Annotated in this window: 14 protein-coding genes; 9 read left to right on the top strand and 5 right to left on the bottom strand. The window is 68.1% G+C overall.

Going from position 1 to position 18,079, the window contains the following annotated elements:
- The first annotated feature begins 45 nt into the window (after nucleotides 1–45).
- Nucleotides 46–1,128, top strand: a complete 1,083-nt coding sequence (locus ABZY45_RS21130) for an inositol-3-phosphate synthase (protein ID WP_356741950.1) — start codon at nucleotides 46–48, stop codon at nucleotides 1,126–1,128.
- An 82-nt stretch (nucleotides 1,129–1,210) separates the two neighbouring features.
- On the top strand, nucleotides 1,211–2,500 hold the full coding sequence (locus ABZY45_RS21135; RefSeq protein ID WP_356741951.1) for an MFS transporter: 1,290 nt from the start codon (nucleotides 1,211–1,213) through the stop codon (nucleotides 2,498–2,500).
- 137 nt (nucleotides 2,501–2,637) lie between these two features.
- Here ABZY45_RS21135 and ABZY45_RS21140 read toward each other — a convergent pair whose 3' ends face one another.
- The gene (locus ABZY45_RS21140) at nucleotides 2,638–4,080 is read right to left on the bottom strand and encodes a CCA tRNA nucleotidyltransferase (protein WP_356741952.1); all 1,443 of its coding nucleotides are present in this window, start codon (nucleotides 4,078–4,080) and stop codon (nucleotides 2,638–2,640) included.
- A 180-nt stretch (nucleotides 4,081–4,260) separates the two neighbouring features.
- Between ABZY45_RS21140 and ABZY45_RS21145 the strand changes: the two genes are divergently transcribed.
- The 7 genes from ABZY45_RS21145 to trxA all read left to right on the top strand — a co-directional run bounded on the left by ABZY45_RS21145 (nucleotide 4,261) and on the right by trxA (nucleotide 13,765).
- Nucleotides 4,261–6,567 carry a DUF6049 family protein gene (locus ABZY45_RS21145; protein ID WP_356741954.1) on the top strand — a complete coding sequence of 769 codons (2,307 nt, stop codon included), beginning with the start codon at nucleotides 4,261–4,263 and terminating at the stop codon, nucleotides 6,565–6,567.
- A 49-nt stretch (nucleotides 6,568–6,616) separates the two neighbouring features.
- Entirely contained in the window at nucleotides 6,617–8,803 is a 2,187-nt protein-coding gene (murJ, locus tag ABZY45_RS21150) for a murein biosynthesis integral membrane protein MurJ (RefSeq protein ID WP_356741955.1), read from the top strand.
- 131 nt (nucleotides 8,804–8,934) lie between these two features.
- Complete coding sequence (locus tag ABZY45_RS21155) at nucleotides 8,935–10,638, top strand: serine/threonine protein kinase (RefSeq protein ID WP_356741957.1); 1,704 nt, start codon at nucleotides 8,935–8,937, stop codon at nucleotides 10,636–10,638.
- 25 nt (nucleotides 10,639–10,663) lie between these two features.
- Entirely contained in the window at nucleotides 10,664–11,368 is a 705-nt protein-coding gene (gene sigM / locus ABZY45_RS21160; RefSeq protein ID WP_356741959.1) for an RNA polymerase sigma factor SigM, read from the top strand.
- Complete coding sequence (locus tag ABZY45_RS21165; protein WP_356741961.1) at nucleotides 11,365–12,288, top strand: zf-HC2 domain-containing protein; 924 nt, start codon at nucleotides 11,365–11,367, stop codon at nucleotides 12,286–12,288. Before sigM ends, ABZY45_RS21165 begins: the two co-directional genes overlap by 4 nt.
- A gap of 126 nt (nucleotides 12,289–12,414) precedes the next feature.
- Nucleotides 12,415–13,386: a thioredoxin-disulfide reductase gene (gene trxB / locus ABZY45_RS21170; protein ID WP_356741963.1), complete on the top strand. Its 972-nt coding sequence runs from the start codon at nucleotides 12,415–12,417 to the stop codon at nucleotides 13,384–13,386.
- Between the two features lie 46 nt (nucleotides 13,387–13,432).
- Nucleotides 13,433–13,765, top strand: a complete 333-nt coding sequence (trxA, locus tag ABZY45_RS21175) for a thioredoxin (RefSeq protein ID WP_356741964.1) — start codon at nucleotides 13,433–13,435, stop codon at nucleotides 13,763–13,765.
- 84 nt (nucleotides 13,766–13,849) lie between these two features.
- On the opposite strand, the gene ABZY45_RS21180 is transcribed toward trxA, so the two are convergent.
- The 4 genes from ABZY45_RS21180 to rsmG form a co-directional block, all read right to left on the bottom strand.
- Nucleotides 13,850–14,467 (bottom strand): GNAT family N-acetyltransferase, encoded by a 618-nt coding sequence (locus ABZY45_RS21180; protein WP_356741966.1) that lies wholly within the window; start codon nucleotides 14,465–14,467, stop codon nucleotides 13,850–13,852.
- 326 nt (nucleotides 14,468–14,793) lie between these two features.
- Nucleotides 14,794–15,894: a ParB/RepB/Spo0J family partition protein gene (locus ABZY45_RS21185; protein WP_356741968.1), complete on the bottom strand. Its 1,101-nt coding sequence runs from the start codon at nucleotides 15,892–15,894 to the stop codon at nucleotides 14,794–14,796.
- Complete coding sequence (locus tag ABZY45_RS21190) at nucleotides 15,891–16,985, bottom strand: ParA family protein (protein WP_356742081.1); 1,095 nt, start codon at nucleotides 16,983–16,985, stop codon at nucleotides 15,891–15,893. Before ABZY45_RS21190 ends, ABZY45_RS21185 begins: the two co-directional genes overlap by 4 nt.
- 303 nt (nucleotides 16,986–17,288) lie before the next feature.
- On the bottom strand, nucleotides 17,289–18,008 hold the full coding sequence (rsmG, locus tag ABZY45_RS21195; protein ID WP_073750685.1) for a 16S rRNA (guanine(527)-N(7))-methyltransferase RsmG: 720 nt from the start codon (nucleotides 18,006–18,008) through the stop codon (nucleotides 17,289–17,291).
- Nucleotides 18,009–18,079 lie beyond the last annotated feature (71 nt).

Raw genomic sequence — 18,079 nt, forward strand, 5'->3', positions numbered from 1 at the left:
AAGGCGTCATCGGGGAACACCGAGAACACACAGGGAGCAATCGGCATGGGTTCGGTTCGCGTAGCCATCGTCGGCGTGGGCAACTGCGCCGCCTCACTGGTGCAGGGCGTCGAGTACTACAAGGACGCCGATCCGGCCGGCAAGGTGCCCGGTCTGATGCACGTGCAGTTCGGCGAATACCACGTGAGCGACGTCGAGTTCGTCGCCGCCTTCGACGTCGACGCGAAGAAGGTCGGCCTCGACCTCGCGGACGCCATCGGCGCCAGCGAGAACAACACCATCAAGATCGCCGACGTGCCGAACACGGGCGTGACCGTTCAGCGCGGCCACACCCACGACGGCCTGGGCAAGTACTACCGCGAGACGATCGAGGAGTCCGCCGAGACCCCCGTCGACATCGTCCAGGTCCTCAAGGACAAGCAGGTCGACGTCCTCGTCTGCTACCTGCCCGTCGGTTCCGAGGTCGCTGCGAAGTTCTACGCGCAGTGCGCCATCGACGCCAAGGTCGCTTTCGTCAACGCCCTCCCGGTATTCATCGCCGGCACCAAGGAGTGGGCGGACAAGTTCACCGAGGCCGGTGTCCCGATCGTCGGCGACGACATCAAGTCCCAGGTGGGCGCCACCATCACGCACCGCGTGATGGCGAAGCTCTTCGAGGACCGGGGCGTCATCCTGGACCGCACGATGCAGCTGAACGTCGGCGGCAACATGGACTTCAAGAACATGCTCGAGCGTGAGCGCCTGGAGTCCAAGAAGATCTCGAAGACGCAGGCCGTCACCTCGCAGATCCGTGACCGCGAGCTCGGTGCGGACAACGTCCACATCGGTCCCTCGGACTACGTGGCCTGGCTGGACGACCGTAAGTGGGCGTATGTGCGCCTCGAGGGCCGCGCCTTCGGTGACGTTCCGCTGAACCTCGAGTACAAGCTCGAGGTCTGGGACTCCCCGAACTCCGCCGGTGTCATCATCGACGCCGTGCGCGCCGCGAAGATCGCCAAGGACCGCGGCATCGGTGGCCCGATCCTCTCGGCTTCCTCGTACTTCATGAAGTCCCCGCCGGTCCAGTACTTCGACGACGAGGCCCGCGAGAACGTCGAGAAGTTCATCAGCGGCGACGTCGAGCGCTGATCCAGCCGCTCACCGCTTCTTCATCTGGGGGGTCCCGGGGCAATGCGCCGCGGGACCCCCCACATGTGTGACCCTTGCCCACATGCCTGTCGTGCGTGATCTGGGCGTACTCCTGCGCCTTCGGAACTTCCGTCGCCTGCTCGCCGTACGACTTCTCTCCCAGTCGGCCGACGGTGTCTACCAGGTCGCGCTCGCCACCTACGTCGTCTTCTCCCCGGAGAAGCAGGCGACGCCGGCGGCCATCGCCTCGGCCATGGCCGTGCTGCTGCTCCCGTATTCGCTGATCGGCCCGTTCGCCGGAGTCCTGCTCGACCGCTGGCCGCGCCGTCAGGTCTTCCTGTACGGAAACCTGTTGCGTGCCGCCCTGGCCTGCTGCACGGCTCTGCTGCTCCTGAGCTCCGTCCCGGACTGGCTCTTCTACGCCTCCGCCCTCTGCGTCACCGCCGTGAACCGCTTCGTGCTGGCCGGACTGTCCGCCGCCCTCCCTCGCGTGGTCGACGCCGACCGGCTCGTCCTCGCCAACTCTCTCTCCCCGACCGCCGGGACGCTGGCGGCCACGGCCGGTGGAGGGCTGGCCCTGGGCATCCGGCTGCTGACCGATGGATCAGATGCCGCCGTGGTCATGCTGGGAGCGGCCCTCTACCTGCTCTCGGCGCTGGCCTCGCTGTCTCTGCCGCGCACGCTCCTGGGCCCCGACCTGAGCGAGCACCATGTGCGCCTACGAGAAGCGCTGGCCATGACCGCGCGCGGGCTGGTCGCGGGGTTGAGCCATCTGGCCGAGCGCCGGGACGCCGCCCATGCGCTGGCCGCCATGACGGTGATGCGCTTCTGCTACGGGGCACTCACCGTCATGGTCCTGATGCTGTGCCGTTACGCCTGGTCCGACAGCGAGTCCGACGGGCTGGCCCTGCTCGGCCTGGCGCTCGGCACCTCGGCCGCCGGGTATTTCGTCGCCGCCCTGATCACCCCCTGGGCCGTGAGCCGCTTCGGGCGCTACGGCTGGATGGCGGGCTGCGCCGGATCGGCTGCCGTCCTGGAACCGGCGCTGGGCCTGCCGTTCGCGCCGGTACCGATGCTGGCGGCCGCGTTCGTCCTCGGGCTCGTCACCCAGGGAGCGAAGATCGCGACAGACACCGAGGTGCAGACCTCCGTGGACGACGCCTACCGCGGCCGGGTCTTCTCGCTCTATGACGTGCTGTTCAACGTCGCCTTCGTCGCGGCGGCAGCCATGTCCGCTTTCGTCCTTCCGTCTGACGGCCGGTCCACCGCCGTCGTCCTCGCCGTGGCCACTCTCTACGCTGCCGTCTCGGTGGCCCTGCTCCGTTGGCGTCGGGTGCGTGCCACGCTCCAGGACGCCCGCACCGAAGAATGAGTGAGGGGCGTCGTTTCACGTGAAACAACGCCCCTCACTGCCCGTCCGGCTCCCAGCCCCGAAGCGCACCCCATGTTTCACGTGAAACATGCGAGCCAGGGCCTACCGCCTGGATCGGACCGCCGACCGGTTCGGCCTCAGTCCTGAGCGGCCCACCACTCCTTGAGGGCCGCCACCGCGGCGTCGTGCTCCATGGGCCCGTTCTCCAGTCGCAGCTCCAGCAAGAAGGAGTAGGCCCTACCGATCACAGGCCCCGGTGTCACGCCGAGGATCCGCATGATCTCGTTGCCGTCCAGGTCGGGCCGGATCGCGTCCAGTTCCTCCTGCTCCTGCAACTGCGCGATGCGCTCCTCGAGCCCGTCATAGGTGCGCGACAGGGCGTTCGCCTTGCGCTTGTTCCGCGTCGTGCAGTCCGAGCGCGTCAGCTTGTGCAGTCGTTCCAGCAGCGGCCCCGCGTCCCGCACATACCTGCGCACGGCGGAGTCGGTCCATTCACCGTCACCGTATCCGTGGAAGCGCAGATGGAGCTCCACCAGCTTGGAGACGTCCTTGACCATGTCGTTGGAGTACTTGAGCTCCGTCATCCGCTTCTTGGCCATCTTCGCCCCCACGACTTCGTGGTGATGGAAGGAGACGCGGCCGTCCTTCTCGAACCGACGCGTCCTGGGCTTCCCGATGTCGTGGAGCAGGGCGGCCAGGCGCAGCACGAGGTCCGGGCCTTCCTCCTCCAGGTCGATGGCCTGCTCCAGGACGGTCAGGGAGTGCTCGTAGACGTCCTTGTGACGGTGATGCTCGTCACTCTCCAGGCGTAGCGCGGGAAGCTCCGGCAGCACCTGATCGGCCAGGCCCGTGTCCACGAGCAACCCAAGACCCTTGCGGGGGTGCGCGGAGAGCAGCAGCTTGTTGAGCTCCTCCCGGACGCGTTCGGCGGAGACGATCTCGATGCGTCCCGCCATGTCCGTCATCGCCTTGACGACGTCCGGGGCGACCTCGAAGTCCAGCTGCGCGGCGAAGCGGGCCGCGCGCAGCATGCGCAGCGGGTCGTCGGAGAAGGACTCCTCAGGCGTGCCCGGAGTGCGCAGTACACGCTGCGCCAGGTCGTCGAGGCCACCGTGCGGGTCGATGAACTCCTTGTGCGGCAGCGCGACGGCCATGGCGTTGACCGTGAAGTCACGGCGTACGAGGTCTTCCTCGATCGAGTCGCCGTAGGACACCTCGGGTTTGCGCGAGGTTCTGTCGTACGCCTCCGACCGGTAGGTGGTGACCTCGATCTGGTAGCCGTCCTTCTGCGAACCGACGGTGCCGAAGGCGATTCCGACCTCCCAGACCGAGTCGGCCCAGGGGCGGACGATCTTGAGAACGTCCTCCGGGCGGGCGTCGGTCGTGAAGTCGAGGTCGTTTCCGAGCCTGCCGAGCAACGCATCGCGGACCGACCCACCGACCAGGGCGAGGCCGAACCCGGCCTCCTGGAATCGGCGGGCGAGGTCGTCGGCGACCGGGGACACCCGCAGCAGTTCGCTGACTGCGCGGTGCTGCACCTGGCTCAGTGCGCGGGGGCTGTCTTCGTTGGCGTTCGGCACAACAGAAAAGGGTACGTGCACGGACCGGCCCGGGCGTCATCGTTTCTCGCCGCCCTGCGAGACTCTCCCGATCATGTGACGCGGACCCCGGCACTCAGCACTCAGGCACATCGTTACCATGCGGGGACGCAGAGACCGGCAAGACCGATACCAGCTGACGACGACGAGGGACGGATACGCGTGGCCGAGGCGGCAGACTTCCAGGGGATGACTCCCTCCCCTGCCCGCCGGTGGCTCCGGCGCACAGCCTCCTTGATCGTCGGTGCGCCGCTGCTCGCCGGCCTCCTGGCAGGGCCCGCCGCTCCCTCCGCACATGCCGAGGCGGCCGCGAAGGCCCCGACCGGCTCGCGCACCGTCGCTGTGTCCCTGGACACGCTCTCCCCCAGCGCACCCGTCGAGGGCGACACCCTGAGCGTCTCCGGGACCCTGACCAACAAGGGCAGGAAGACGGTCACGGACGCCGAGGTCGACCTGCGCGTCGGGCCGAGGCTGTCCGGAAGGGCCGCGATCGACGAGGCGGCCGGACGCACCGGCTACCAGCCCGGCAGTGACCCGGCCAAGCTCGGCGGCTCCTACACGGTGAAGATCGCCAAGCTCGCCTCAGGGGTCAGCCAGGACTTCACGCTCGCCGTCCCGGTGGACAAGCTGGGTCTGGACGACGAGGGCGTCTACCAGCTCGGGGTCTCGATCACCGGCAGGACCACCGACTACGCCTACGACCAGGTCCTCGGGATCCAGCGGACCTTCCTTCCCTGGCAGCCCGAGGACACAGCGACCAAGACCAAGCTGACCTTCCTCTGGCCGCTGATCGCCTCGGCACACGTCACCGCCGAGACGGGGTCCGACGAACAGCAGACCCCCGTCTTCGCCAGCGACGACCTCGCCCTCGAACTCGCGCCCGGCGGCCGGCTGGAACAGCTGGTGGCGCTCGGTCGTCAGCTCCCGGTGACCTGGGTGATCGACCCGGACCTGCTCGCCTCCGTCGACGCGATGACGAAGAACTACCGCGTCCGCGTCGGTGACACCACCGTCGCCGGGACGAACCAGGCCATCGCCAAGAAGTGGCTCACGGCTCTGGAAGCGGCCGTCAAGGACGGCAAGGTGGTGGCCCTGCCGTTCGCCGACCCCGATCTGGCCTCCATCGCCCATCGCGGGAAGAACGTCTCAGGGACCCTCAGCCACCTGCAGACGGCCACCGAGGTGGCGAGCACAACGGTGGAGACCGTCCTGCACGTGAAGCCGTCGACCGACTTCGCCTGGCCGGTGAACGGCGCGATCGATCCCTCCGTGGTCGATGTCGCGACTTCGGCCGGCGCCCACAAGGTGATCGCACGCAGCGACAGCCTCGAGGAGACCGGCGGGCTGCCCTACACGCCGACCGCGGCCCGGCCGATCGGTGGCGGCACCACCGCGGTCGTCTCCGACTACCGGCTCTCCACGGCGTTCACGGGCGAGATGGCCAAGGCCGGCAACTCCACACTCGCTGTCCAGAGGTTCCTCGCCCAGACCCTGGCACTGACGGAACAGGACCCGGACAACGAGCGCAGCATCGTCGTGGCGCCGCAGCGTACGCCTACGGCCGCGCAGGCACAGAGCATGGCGCGAGCCCTCCGGGCCCTCGACGGCGAGCGCTGGACACAGCCCCTCGACCTGACGGCGGCGGCCGACCAGAAGCCGGACACGAAGGCGACCACCAAGGTGCCGCGCGCATCCCAGTACCCGAAGAAGCTGCGCAGCCAGGAGCTGCCCACCCAGGCGTTCCAGGACATCCGGACCACGCAGGACTCGCTCGACAGCTTCCAGGTCATCCTCACCCAGCCGGACCGGGTGGTGACCCCCTTCGGGAACGCCATCAACCGCTCCGTGTCCACGTCGTGGCGTGGCAGGCAGCTGGAGGCGCAGCAGTACCGCGACGCGGTCCGAACCTACCTGCAGGGCCTCACCAACGAGGTCCAGCTGATCGCGAAGTCGGACGTCACCCTGTCCGGGCGCAGCGCGACGATCCCCGTGACCGTGCAGAACAAGCTGGTCCAGGGTGTGGACAACCTCGTGCTCCGGCTGACGTCGGGCAACGCCACCCGCCTCAAGCTCAACGGCGGCGGTGCCGTCGCCGAGCAGCCGGTCGCGATCGCGGGCGGCCACAGCCAGTCGGTGAAGTTCGACGCCGCCGCCAACGCGAACGGACAGGCGCAGGTCACCGCGCGGCTCTTCACCGAGGACGGGGCGCCGTACGGCGAGGAGATGACCTTCACGGTGAAGGTCTCGGAGGTCACACCGACGGTGCTTCTGGTCATCGCCGGCGGGCTGCTGCTGCTGGTGCTGGCAGGAATCAGGATGTACACCCACCGCAAGCGCGCCGCCGCGGGCGGGACAGGCGACACGGGCGGAAACAACGGCGGTGAACCCGAGCAGCCGAGTGACCCGACCCCGGACACCGGTCCGGTGAGCGAGGCCCCGTCGGGCCCGGGTGAGAAAGTGGACCGTTGAGCGATGTCTGTCGGGGCCGGTCGGCCGGGGACAATGAGGTGGGGTTTCGATGAACGCGCCGTACGACGGTGACCGCGGCCAGGGCGCGGGCGGAGCTGGATCTTCCGGCGGTCCGCCGGTGCCACCGGGCGGCGGCCGGCCCGGAGAGCCCGACCCGTACCTCCAGCCCGGAGAGACGCCGGACCCGTACCTCCAGCACGCGTACGACCACGATCCGTACCGCGCTCAGGACCTCGCCGCTCAGGACCCGGTGGCCGAGGCGCTCTACGACCGCGCCTCCCACCCCCCGCCGCCGCCAGGCACCTATCAGGAGCCACAGGCGCTCTATCAGCAGCCTCCCGCCGCCCAGCACGCCCCCGACCCCCGCATCTGGGCGCAGACGCCTCCACCGGAGCCCGCAGGCCCTTCCCGCCACCTTCCCTACGGGGACAATGCCGCCACCACGCAGTACGTGGGGGTCGACGACCTCGTGACCCAGGCGTCCGACGGCCGCGGGGACCAGGACGCCTTCGCCCACCTCTTCCGCGACCAGGAAGGCTCGGGCAGACCTCCAGGCCCCCCTGCCGAGCCTCAGGCCGCTCCCGCCCCCGTGCCGTCGAAGTCCGGGGGCCGGGCCGCGGGGATACTGAAGTCGAGCGCCCTGATGGCGGCCGGCACCCTCGTGTCCCGCCTCACCGGGTTCATCCGGAGCCTGGTGATCACCGCGGCGCTGGGCGCGGCGCTGCTCGGTGACAGCTTCACCATCGCGTACACCCTGCCCACGATGATCTACATCCTCACCGTGGGCGGCGGGCTGAACTCCGTCTTCGTCCCCCAGCTCGTCCGCTCCATGAAGGACGACGAGGACGGCGGCGAGGCCTACGCCAACCGGTTGCTGACACTCGTCATGGTCGCCCTCGCCGTGATCGTCGCGATCGCGGTCTTCGCCGCTCCGTGGCTCGTCCACCTCATGTCGAGCACGATCGCGAACGAGCCGGCCGCGGACACCGTCGCCGTCACCTTCGCCCGCTACTGCCTGCCGACCATCTTCTTCATGGGCGTCCACGTGGTGATGGGCCAGATCCTCAACGCCCGCGGACGATTCGGCGCGATGATGTGGACCCCGGTCCTGAACAACATCGTCATGATCTTCACCTTCGGCCTGTTCATCTGGGTCTACGGCACCTCGGCCGAGTCCAGGATGGGCGTGGAGACGATCCCGGCGGAAGGCGTCCGCCTTCTGGGCATCGGCACGCTGCTCGGTCTCGTCGTCCAGGCCCTGGCGATGATCCCGTATCTCCGCGAAGCAGGATTCCGTTTCCGCCCTCGCTTCGACTGGCGGGGCCACGGGCTCGGGAAGACGATAAGGCTCGCGAAGTGGACGGTTCTGTTCGTCCTGGCCAACCAGGCGGGCGTACTGGTCGTCACGCAGCTCGCCACGTCCGCGGGCAAGCTCGCGGACAAGGACGGTTCGGGCTTCCTCGCCTACTCCAACGCGCAGCTGATCTGGGGCATGCCGCAGGCCATCATCACCGTCTCGGTCATGGCGGCCCTGCTGCCGCGCATCTCCCGTGCGGCCCATGACAACGACCCCGGTGCCGTCCGCGACGACATCTCGCAAGGGCTGCGCAACTCCGCGGTGGCCATCGTGCCGGTCGCCTTCACGTTCCTGGCGCTCGGTCTGCCGATGTGCACGCTGCTCTACGCGTCCAGCGGCACCGAAGCGGCGCGCTCCATGGGCTTCATCCTCATGGCGTTCGGCCTCGGCCTCATCCCGTACTCCGTGCAGTACGTCGTCCTGCGCGGCTTCTACGCGTACGAGGACACCCGGACCCCGTTCTACAACACGGTCATCGTCGCAGCGGTCAACGCAGCGGCCTCCGCCCTCTGCTACGTGATTCTTCCGGCCCAGTGGGCAGTCGTGGGAATGGCGGCCTCCTACGGGCTGGCCTACGCGGTAGGCGTGGGCATCGCATGGCGCCGGCTGAGCAACCGGCTCGGCGGCGACCTCGACGGGGCCCGCGTGGTGCGTACCTACGCCCGTCTCTGCCTGGCGGCGGTCCCTGCGGCAGTCGTGGGCGGCGGCGTGGGCTTCGCCCTTCTCCGGACGCTCGGTGAGGGGGCGGGAGGCTCGGTCGTGGCCCTCGTCTGCGGCACCGTCGTACTCCTGGGCATCTTCTTCGTCGCGGCGAAGAAGATGCGGATCGAAGAGCTCAACGGCATGGTCGGCATGGTCCGGGGACGGCTCGGACGCTGAACGGACTCCGGGCCGCGCACAACCATCGCTGGACACCGCGTGTCGTGCATAGCGCCGGAGTGTGGGCACAATTGGCGTGACTGTGCAGAGCTGGCTGGCATCGCGCAACGGATGGGGAGGCAGGAACGACGGTGGCGGAACGTAGCACGGCTGCTGTCGACGTGGCCGACAACAGCGGCGACGAGCCGCTGACCGCCAAGGCGGACGCGGCCACGACCGACGGGACGGCACAAACCCAGGACGCAGAGGGCGCGAGCTCGACGGACGCGGAGAGCGGCCGTGACGGCTCGGCCGCCGTGCCGGCGTCGCCCGATCTGCACAGCGGCCACAAGCTGGCCAGGCGTTACCGCCTCGAAGAGTGCGTCACCCGGCTGGACGGTTTCAGCAGCTGGCGGGCCGTGGACGAGAAGCTGCGCCGGGCGGTCGGCGTACATCTTCTGCCCGCCGACCATCCGCGCGCACGCTCGGTGCTGGCCGCAGCCCGTTCCTCCGCGCTGCTCGGCGACCCGCGCTTCGTCCAGGTCCTGGACGCCGTGGAGGAGGACGATCTCGTCTACGTCGTCCACGAATGGCTCCCCGACGCCACAGAGCTCACCGCGCTGCTGGCGGCCGGGCCGATGGAAGCCCATGACGCCTACCAGCTCGTGAGCCAGATCTCCCAAGCCATGGCCGCCGCCCACCGCGAAGGGCTCGCGCATCTGCGTCTCACCCCCGGTGCCGTGCTGCGCAGCTCGACCGGGCAGTACCGCATTCGCGGCCTCGCGGTGAACGCCGCGTTGCGTGGCATCACCGCTGACCAGCCTCTGCGTACGGACACCGAGGCCATCGGCGCACTCCTCTACGCCGCCCTGACCCGGCGCTGGCCCTACGAGAGCGACGCGTACGGCCTTTCCGGGCTCCCCAAGGACCTGGGCCTGATCCCTCCGGACCAGGTGAGGGCAGGCGTGCACCGCGGCCTCTCCGAGCTCGCCATGCGTGCGCTCGCCAACGACGGCGCCACCGCGTCGCGCCAGGAGCAGCCGTGCACCACGCCTGACGAACTGGCCAAGGCCGTCGCGGCCATGCCGCGCATCCTGCCGCCGGAGCCGACCTTCACCGCACCGCCCGAGTACCAGCGCACGACGTATCAGCAGGGCACCTACGGACGTCCCTCGGCGCGTCCGCCGTCTGCCACTCAACCGGTCATCGCGGTTCCTCCGCCTCCTCTCCAGAGCCGCACCGGGAAGGCACTCAAGTGGGCCGTCTCCGCACTGCTCATCGCCGCTCTGGGCCTCGGCAGCTGGCAGCTGGCGGAGACCGTCCTCGACCGGGGCAACGACTCCGGAGAGCCGACCCCCACACAGACCACCGACGACGACGGAGGCGACGACAACAACGCCGTCGCGCCGAGCAAGCCCCTCACCGTCGTGGGAGCCCAGGACTACGATCCACTGGGCGCTGACGGGTCGGAGAAGCCGGCCACCATAAGGAACGTCTACGACGGGGACAAGGGCTCCTACTGGAACACCGACGGCTACTACAGCGCCGACTTCGGCAGGCTCAAGGAAGGCGTCGGGGTCGTCCTCGACCTCGGCGAAGTCCAGCAGGTGGGCACGGTCGACGTGTCATTCCTCGGGGGCACCACCTCCGTCGAGCTGCGGACCACCGAGGACTCGTCCGTCCCGCAGATGCCCGAGGGCTTCACCAAGGTCGCCCAAGGATCTGGAACAAAGGTCCACCTCAAGCCCGACAAGCAGGTGAAGGCGCGATACCTTCTGGTCTGGCTGACCAAACTCCCGCCGAGTGACGACGGGAACTACCGAGGAAAGATCTCGGACATCAAGGTCACCAGCTGACCGCACCAGGGGAGGGGGCTCACCGTTGGACGACGCCAGATTCGCCGACACCAGCGACCAGGATCTCCTGGCTCAGCACGTCGCAGGCGAACCCGACGCGTTCGGTGAGCTCGTTCGGCGGCATCGTGATCGCCTCTGGGCCGTGGCCTTGCGGACGCTCGGAGACCGCGAAGAAGCGGCCGACGCGGTGCAGGACGCTCTCGTATCCGCGTTCAGAGCGGCCCACACCTTCCGGGGGCAGTCCGCCGTCACCACGTGGCTTCACAGGATCACCGTCAACGCCTGTCTCGACCGCGCCCGCAAGTCGGCCTCACGCAAGACCGCGCCGGTCGATGACGCCGAACGCCTGGACCAGCTCATGGAGCCGCACGAGTCCGCCGAGGCACCCGCCGAACGGCAGGATCTGCACCGAGAACTCCTGGCGGCACTCGCCACCCTGCCCGCCGAGCAGCGCGCCGCCCTCGTCCTCGTGGACATGCAGGCGTATCCCGTCGCCGAGGCGGCACGCATCCTCGACGTACCCACGGGGACGGTGAAGAGCCGCTGCGCTCGGGGCCGGGCCAGACTGCTCCCCCTGCTCACCCATCTACGCGTCGATAGAGGGGACAGGGAGGACGGCACCATGGAAAGGAACCGCACACGGGGGACATCCGTCCCACCCGCGGCAGGACCAAGAGATGCAGGCGACGGCAACCCTGCGGCTGTGAAAGGTGGAGGTGGGCTCGCATGACATCCACAGCCGACACAGCTCAGCATCCAGACGTCTCGGAGATCTCGGACCTCACCGAGGGCCTCCTCCCGCCGGCGCGCGAGGCCGAACTCCGCCGCCACCTCGATACCTGTGAGCAGTGCGCCGAGCTCCACGCCTCGCTGGAGGAGATCCGCTCGCTCGTCGGGTCCCTCTCGGTCCATGAAGCCATGCCCGAAGATGTCGCCGACCGGATCGACGTCGCCTTGGCCGTGGAAGCGGCCTCGGCCTCCGAGGGGCCGGCCTCCGACGCACGTGTTTCACGTGAAACATCCGAGACGCCGTCCGCGGAGGGCCCGTCCGTACTCCGGCCCGCTGGGCGGCCCAGGGGTACCACCGGTCCCGGCAGGACTTCCACCCGGCGTCGTCGACGCACCGTGCTCCTGGGAACCGCCTTCGGTGCGGCAGCCGTCGGCATGAGCGTCTTCCTTCTGCAGTCGACGCAGCTCTCGGAGGATTCAGCGGGCACGATGGCTGATCAGGGAGCCAGCTCGGCCCAGAAGAGCGGAGGAGACTTCTCGGAGCGCACGCTGGAGGGCCAGGTCCGCACTCTCCTGGCCGGGATGGCGGTATCCGAGTTCCCTGAGGCCCTGGACAAGCCTTCCATGGACACCAAGTCCTCCCCCGAGCACCTGCCCCCCGGCACCGCATCGCCCCGCACCCCTCTCCGCTCGCCGGTCGTGAACGTCCCCCCGTGCGTACAGCAGGGCACCGGCCGGACCGCACCCGCGTTGGCAGTCGAAGAGGGCCACTACCAGGGCACTGAGGCCTTCCTTGTCGTACTGCCCCACTCCACGGACTCCAGCCGTGTGCAGGCCTACGTCGTCGATGCCTCGTGCGTGACCTCCACCCCCGCGACAAAGGGACAGCTGCTGCTCACCCAGTCCTACGCGCGCCCCTGAGGACGGAGCCGAGAGCCGGTCCGGGACTTCGGGAATGCATGCCCCGTAGGATCCGTTGGGTGGGGTGAGAGTCGTGGAACCGACCCCAGTAGGCAGTAGGCAGTCTGCAGAGACGAGGAATGACCCGTGAGCGACGTCCGTAATGTGATCATCATCGGTTCCGGGCCGGCAGGTTACACCGCCGCCCTGTACACCGCTCGCGCGTCGCTGAAGCCGCTGGTGTTCGAGGGCGCCGTGACCGCCGGTGGTGCGCTGATGAACACCACCGACGTGGAGAACTTCCCGGGTTTCCAGGACGGAATCATGGGTCCTGAGCTCATGGACAACATGCGGGCCCAGGCCGAGCGTTTCGGCGCCGAGCTCATCCCTGACGATGTCGTCTCCGTCGACCTCTCCGGAGACGTGAAGACGGTCACGGACACCGCCGGCACGGTGCACCGCGCCAAGGCTGTCATCGTCACCACGGGCTCCCAGCACCGCAAGCTGGGCCTGCCCAACGAGGACGCCCTCTCCGGACGCGGCGTCTCCTGGTGTGCCACCTGCGACGGCTTCTTCTTCAAGGACCAGGACATCGCCGTCGTCGGCGGCGGCGACACCGCGATGGAGGAGGCGACGTTCCTCTCCAGGTTCGCCAAGTCCGTCACCATCGTCCACCGTCGTGACTCGCTGCGGGCCTCCAAGGCCATGCAGGAGCGTGCCTTCGCCGACCCGAAGATCAAGTTCGCCTGGGACAGCGAGGTCGCCACGGTCCACGGGGACCAGAAGCTCTCCAGCCTCACCCTGCGCAACACCAAGACCGGTGAGACCTCTGAGCTTCCGGTGACCGGCCTGTTCATCGCCGTCGGCCACGACCCGCGCACGGAGCTCTTCAAGGGCCAGCTCGACCTCGACGACGAGGGTTACCTCAAGGTTCAGGCGCCCTCGACGCGTACCAACCTGAAGGGTGTGTTCGGCGCGGGCGACGTCGTCGACCACACCTACCGACAGGCCATCACCGCAGCCGGTACCGGTTGCTCGGCAGCTCTCGACGCCGAGCGCTTCCTGGCCGCACTCTCCGACGAGAAGCTCGCCGAGCCGGAGAAGACCCCGGCAGTCTGACTGCATCCCCCTCGACCCACACCCCCGCGAAGTTAAGGAGGCCGCCGTGGCCGGCGCCCTGAAGAACGTGACCGACGACTCATTCGATGAGGACGTCCTGAAGAACGACAAGCCCGTGCTCGTGGACTTCTGGGCCGCTTGGTGCGGCCCGTGCCGCCAGATCGCGCCTTCGCTGGAGGCCATCGCAGCAGAGCACGGTGACCAGATCGAGATCGTCAAGCTCAACATCGACGAGAACCCGGCCACCGCAGCCAAGTACGGCGTGATGTCGATCCCGACGCTCAACGTGTACCAGGGCGGCGAGGTCGCCAAGACCATCGTCGGCGCCAAGCCGAAGGCCGCGATTCTTCGCGACCTGGAGAGCTTCATCGGCGAGTAGTAACGACCGCTGTTTCACGTGAAACGGGCCCACCCCCCGGGGTGGGCCCGTTCCGCGTTTTCCGTGCCTGTCATGCGCGACCCCTCACAGAGGTCTCAGCGCCGGCTCCTTCTGTACAGCGCCGAGCAGCCGGTCCAAGGCCAGCTCCACGTCTTCCTTCCAGGAGAGCGTCGTACGCAGTTCGAGCCGAAGCCGCGGGTTAACAGGATGGGGGCGCACGGTCTTGAAGCCGACGGCCAGCAGATGGTCGGCCGGCAGTACACACGCCGGTTCCTTCCACCGGGCGTCACCGAAGGCCTCGATCGCCTTGAAGCCTCGTCGCAGCAAGTCCTTGGCCACCGTCTGCACCATCACGCGGCCCAGTCCCTGACCTTGAAAACCTGGTGTGATCAACGCGGTCATCAGCTGCACGGCATCGGGGGAGACGGGGCTGGTGGGAAACGCGGTGGAGCGCGGAACGTACGCGGGCGGCGCGTAGAGAACGAAGCCTGCCGCCACATCATCCACATAGACGACCCGCCCGCACGAACCCCATTCGAGGAGCACGGCAGAGATCCAGGCCTCCTTCTCGAGCTCGGGCCGGCCCGCCTTTACCGCAGCTTCTCCGCTGACCGGATCAAGTTCCCAGAAGACACACGAGCGGCAGCGCCTGGGGAGATCCGGAAGGTTGTCCAATGTGAGCGGTACGAGCCGACGCCCCATGAAGGCGGTTCCTCACTTCCTTCGCCCGCCGCATCACGTGCGGCTGCCAGCGCACTCCGTTCTCGGAACAGGCTGCCGACGAACCCCCCGACAGCTCCAAGCCCCAACCCGACTGACACCAGGTGGCTGCGATTCACTGATCGCACGGCCGCCGCCTCCTCTGAGGTGGATCACGGTGGTGGATACGCCATACCAGAACGCATCGTATCCACCCAGAGGTGATGGGGATACCGAGAGAGAGCAAAGGGCGGGCCTAGTTCCGGAGAACTTCCCGGAACTAGGCCCGCCCTTCGGCTAGGACTCCCCGCCGCCCTTCAGCTACGGACTCAGGCCTCGTCGCCCTCTGCCTGCTCTTCCTCGGCAGTCCGCTCCAGCACGCGACCCTCACCCGGAGCGAGGCTGCCGAGAATGCGGTCCAGATCCTCCATCGAGGCGAACTCGACGACGATCTTTCCCTTCTTCTGCCCCAGGTCGACCTTCACCCGCGTCTCGAAGCGGTCCGAGAGACGCGAAGCGAGGTCGGTGAGGGCCGGTGAGACCCTCCCACCGGCCCGGGGGCCCCGAGGTTTCGCAGAGCTCGCGGGCTCGGAGCCGAGAAGATTCACGATCTCCTCCACCGCGCGAACCGACAGCCCCTCAGCCACGATGCGGTGGGCAAGCCGGTCCTGCTCCTCCGAGTCGTCCACCGACAGGAGCGCCCTTGCATGACCGGCCGAAAGAACACCGGCGGCGACCCGGCGCTGTACGGGCGCGGAAAGTCGCAGCAGACGGAGAGTGTTGGACACCTGCGGCCGGGACCGGCCGATCCGGTCCGCCAGCTGATCGTGAGTGCACTTGAAGTCCTTCAGCAGCTGGTCGTACGCCGCCGCCTCTTCAAGGGGATTCAGCTGCGCCCGGTGCAGGTTCTCCAGGAGCGCGTCGAGGAGCAGCTTCTCGTCGTCCGTCGCCCGGACGATGGCCGGAATACGCTCCAGACCTGCCTCGCCGCAAGCCCTCCACCGGCGCTCACCCATGATGAGCTCGTAGCGGTCGTCGGCAACCTTGCGGACGACCACCGGCTGGAGGAGACCGACCTCCTTGATGGAGGTGACGAGCTCTGCCAGGGCGTCCTCGTCGAAGACCTCACGCGGCTGCCGGGGGTTCGGTGTGATCGAGGCCAAGGGCAGCTCAGCAAAATACGCACCGGCGGAATCGGTCTGCTCCGGAACGGATTCCAGGTCCGCGACGGGCGAACTCGGTTCCGGGACCACTGCCCCGGACGGAAGCCCTGCCAGTTTTGCGGCGGCCACTCCCCGCTCGGCGGTAAGCACGGGCGACGTGCCCGACGCGTTCCCACCGGTCGCGGGACTCGTGACCTGCTTTTCCTGCGGAGCTGCGGGGATCAGTGCACCGAGTCCACGCCCCAGCCCTCTACGACGTTCACTCACTGCATGCCCTCCGGGTTGCTCTGCTGACTGTTCTGAATGCCCGTGTGGGCAGGCTCACCCGCTGGGGCGTGCTGGGCCTCGTAGTGCACACCCACGCCCCGCAGGGCGATTTCGCGGGCGGCCTCGAGGTAGGAGAGGGAGCCACTGGAGCCCGGATCGTAGGTGAGAACGGTCTGCCCGTAGCTCGGTGCCTCCGAGATGCGCACGGATCGCGGAATACTGGTCCTCAGCACCTCCTTGCCGAAGTGGCTGCGCACCTCCTCCGCCACCTGAGACGCAAGTCGGGTCCTGCCGTCATACATGGTGAGCAGGATGGTGGAGACATGAAGGTCGGGGTTCAGGTGCCCCCGGACCAGGTCGACGTTGCGCAGCAACTGTCCGAGACCCTCCAGTGCGTAGTACTCGCACTGAATCGGGATGAGCACTTCGGCACCGGCCACGAGAGCGTTGACCGTGAGTAGGCCGAGCGAGGGCGGGCAGTCGATGAGGATGTAGTCCAGCGGCTGGTCGTACGCCTGGATCGCCCGCTGGAGTCTGCTCTCCCGCGCGACCAGCGAGACCAGCTCGATCTCCGCACCGGCGAGATCGATGGTGGCCGGAGCACAGAAGAGGCCCTCGACGTCCGGAACGGGCTGAACCACCTCGGAGAGCGGCATGCTCTCCACAAGAACGTCGTAGATGGAGGGGACCTCCGCGTGGTGATCGATCCCCAGAGCCGTGGAGGCATTCCCCTGCGGGTCGAGGTCCACCACCAGGACGCGCGCCCCGTGCAGCGCGAGCGAGGCGGCAAGGTTGACCGTTGAGGTCGTCTTGCCGACACCGCCCTTCTGGTTGGCAACCACCATGACGCGTGTCCGGTCTGGTCGGGGCAGACCCTCGCCGGCGCGGCCAAGGGCCTCGACCGCCAGCTGAGCCGCACGACCAATGGGTGTGTCGTCCATCGGTGGCGGTGTTTCACGTGAAACACCGTCCCCCAGGGACTCGGTACGGGGACCGGGGACCGGATCGGTCATCGGTCCCGCGATGTTGGCGTCGGACCGCAAGGATTCACTCTCCTCGACTTCAGGCTCGCAATGAACAGAGCCTGCCATGCTTTCGGGGTTGCGAACCAGCGAGGCCGACTGTTCTGTGGATGAATCCGCTTCTGTGGACAACTCTGTAGCCCTTACGGGCTTGCGGTCGCGCGGCGCGGCAGCCGCACGACCGCGGCCGATGATTCCCTGCAGCAGAGAGCGACGTTTCACGTGAAACACGATGCCTCTGCCGTCCAGCGGCGGGCTCCCGACACTCCGCAGCCAGCGCATATGGCTGCTTGCATGGAGCATCAGCGCAAAGAGGCTTCAACTGCATGAATAGGACTGAACGCCCTCTTGATCAACGAGGGCGACCCGCTCTCAACGGCGCCGACGCGTCCGGCCGACCCTGGCAGCCTTGGCGCGCTTTGCGGCGAACCTCACACCACCCGGGCTCTCCCCGACCACCACACGCACCACCGTCGAGGCCGGATCCACCAGCCCTTCGCCGACGTGGAGCACCTCTGTCTCCACCACGCCCAGCTTGCTCAGGGCAGCGCGGGCGCCCTGGATCTCTTCTTCGGCGGTACCCCCCTTGAGGGCCAGCATCTCTCCGTACGGGCGGAGCAGGGGTACGCCCCATCCTGCGAGCCGGTCGAGCGGAGCCACGGCCCGTGCGGTCACCACATGTACCGGCTGCAGGGTCCCGAGCACCTCTTCAGCGCGGCCCCGGACCACCGTCACGTGGTCCAGGCCCAGCAGCTCGACGACTTCCTGAAGGAAATTCGTGCGCCGCAGCAGCGGCTCGAGCAGAGTGATCTTCAGGTCGGGACGCACCAGCGCGAGCGGGATACCAGGAAGCCCGGCCCCCGAACCCACGTCGCACACCGTGACACCCTCGGGTACCACCTCGGAGAGAACCGCACAGTTCAGCAGATGACGCTCCCAGAGGCGCGGCACCTCCCGAGGACCGATGAGTCCTCGTTTGACCCCCGCGTCCGCCAACAGCTCCGCGTACCTGACAGCCTCTGGAAAGAACTCACCGAATACCGCCTGCGCCTCCTTGGGCGCCTGAGGGAGCTCTGCTGCTGCCTCCGTCACGGGGACCGTCCTTCCGTACCGCACTAGCGCACTGTGGGTGGCTGACTATCAGGCTGACAAAGATCGGCCCC

The sequence above is a fragment of the Streptomyces sp. NPDC006516 genome (genome assembly GCF_040611875.1).
Classification (GTDB): domain Bacteria; phylum Actinomycetota; class Actinomycetes; order Streptomycetales; family Streptomycetaceae; genus Streptomyces.

What these genes read in the sequence shown, in the direction of transcription:
- ABZY45_RS21130 (WP_356741950.1), top strand. Translation starts at nt 46, where the DNA reads ATGGGTTCGGTTCGCGTAGCCATCGTCGGCGTGGGCAACTGCGCCGCC.
- murJ (WP_356741955.1), top strand. Translation starts at nt 6,617, where the DNA reads ATGAACGCGCCGTACGACGGTGACCGCGGCCAGGGCGCGGGCGGAGCT.
- ABZY45_RS21165 (WP_356741961.1), top strand. Translation starts at nt 11,365, where the DNA reads ATGACATCCACAGCCGACACAGCTCAGCATCCAGACGTCTCGGAGATC.
- ABZY45_RS21135 (WP_356741951.1), top strand. Translation starts at nt 1,211, where the DNA reads ATGCCTGTCGTGCGTGATCTGGGCGTACTCCTGCGCCTTCGGAACTTC.
- ABZY45_RS21180 (WP_356741966.1), bottom strand. Translation starts at nt 14,467, where the DNA reads ATGGGGCGTCGGCTCGTACCGCTCACATTGGACAACCTTCCGGATCTC.
- ABZY45_RS21190 (WP_356742081.1), bottom strand. Translation starts at nt 16,985, where the DNA reads ATGGCAGGCTCTGTTCATTGCGAGCCTGAAGTCGAGGAGAGTGAATCC.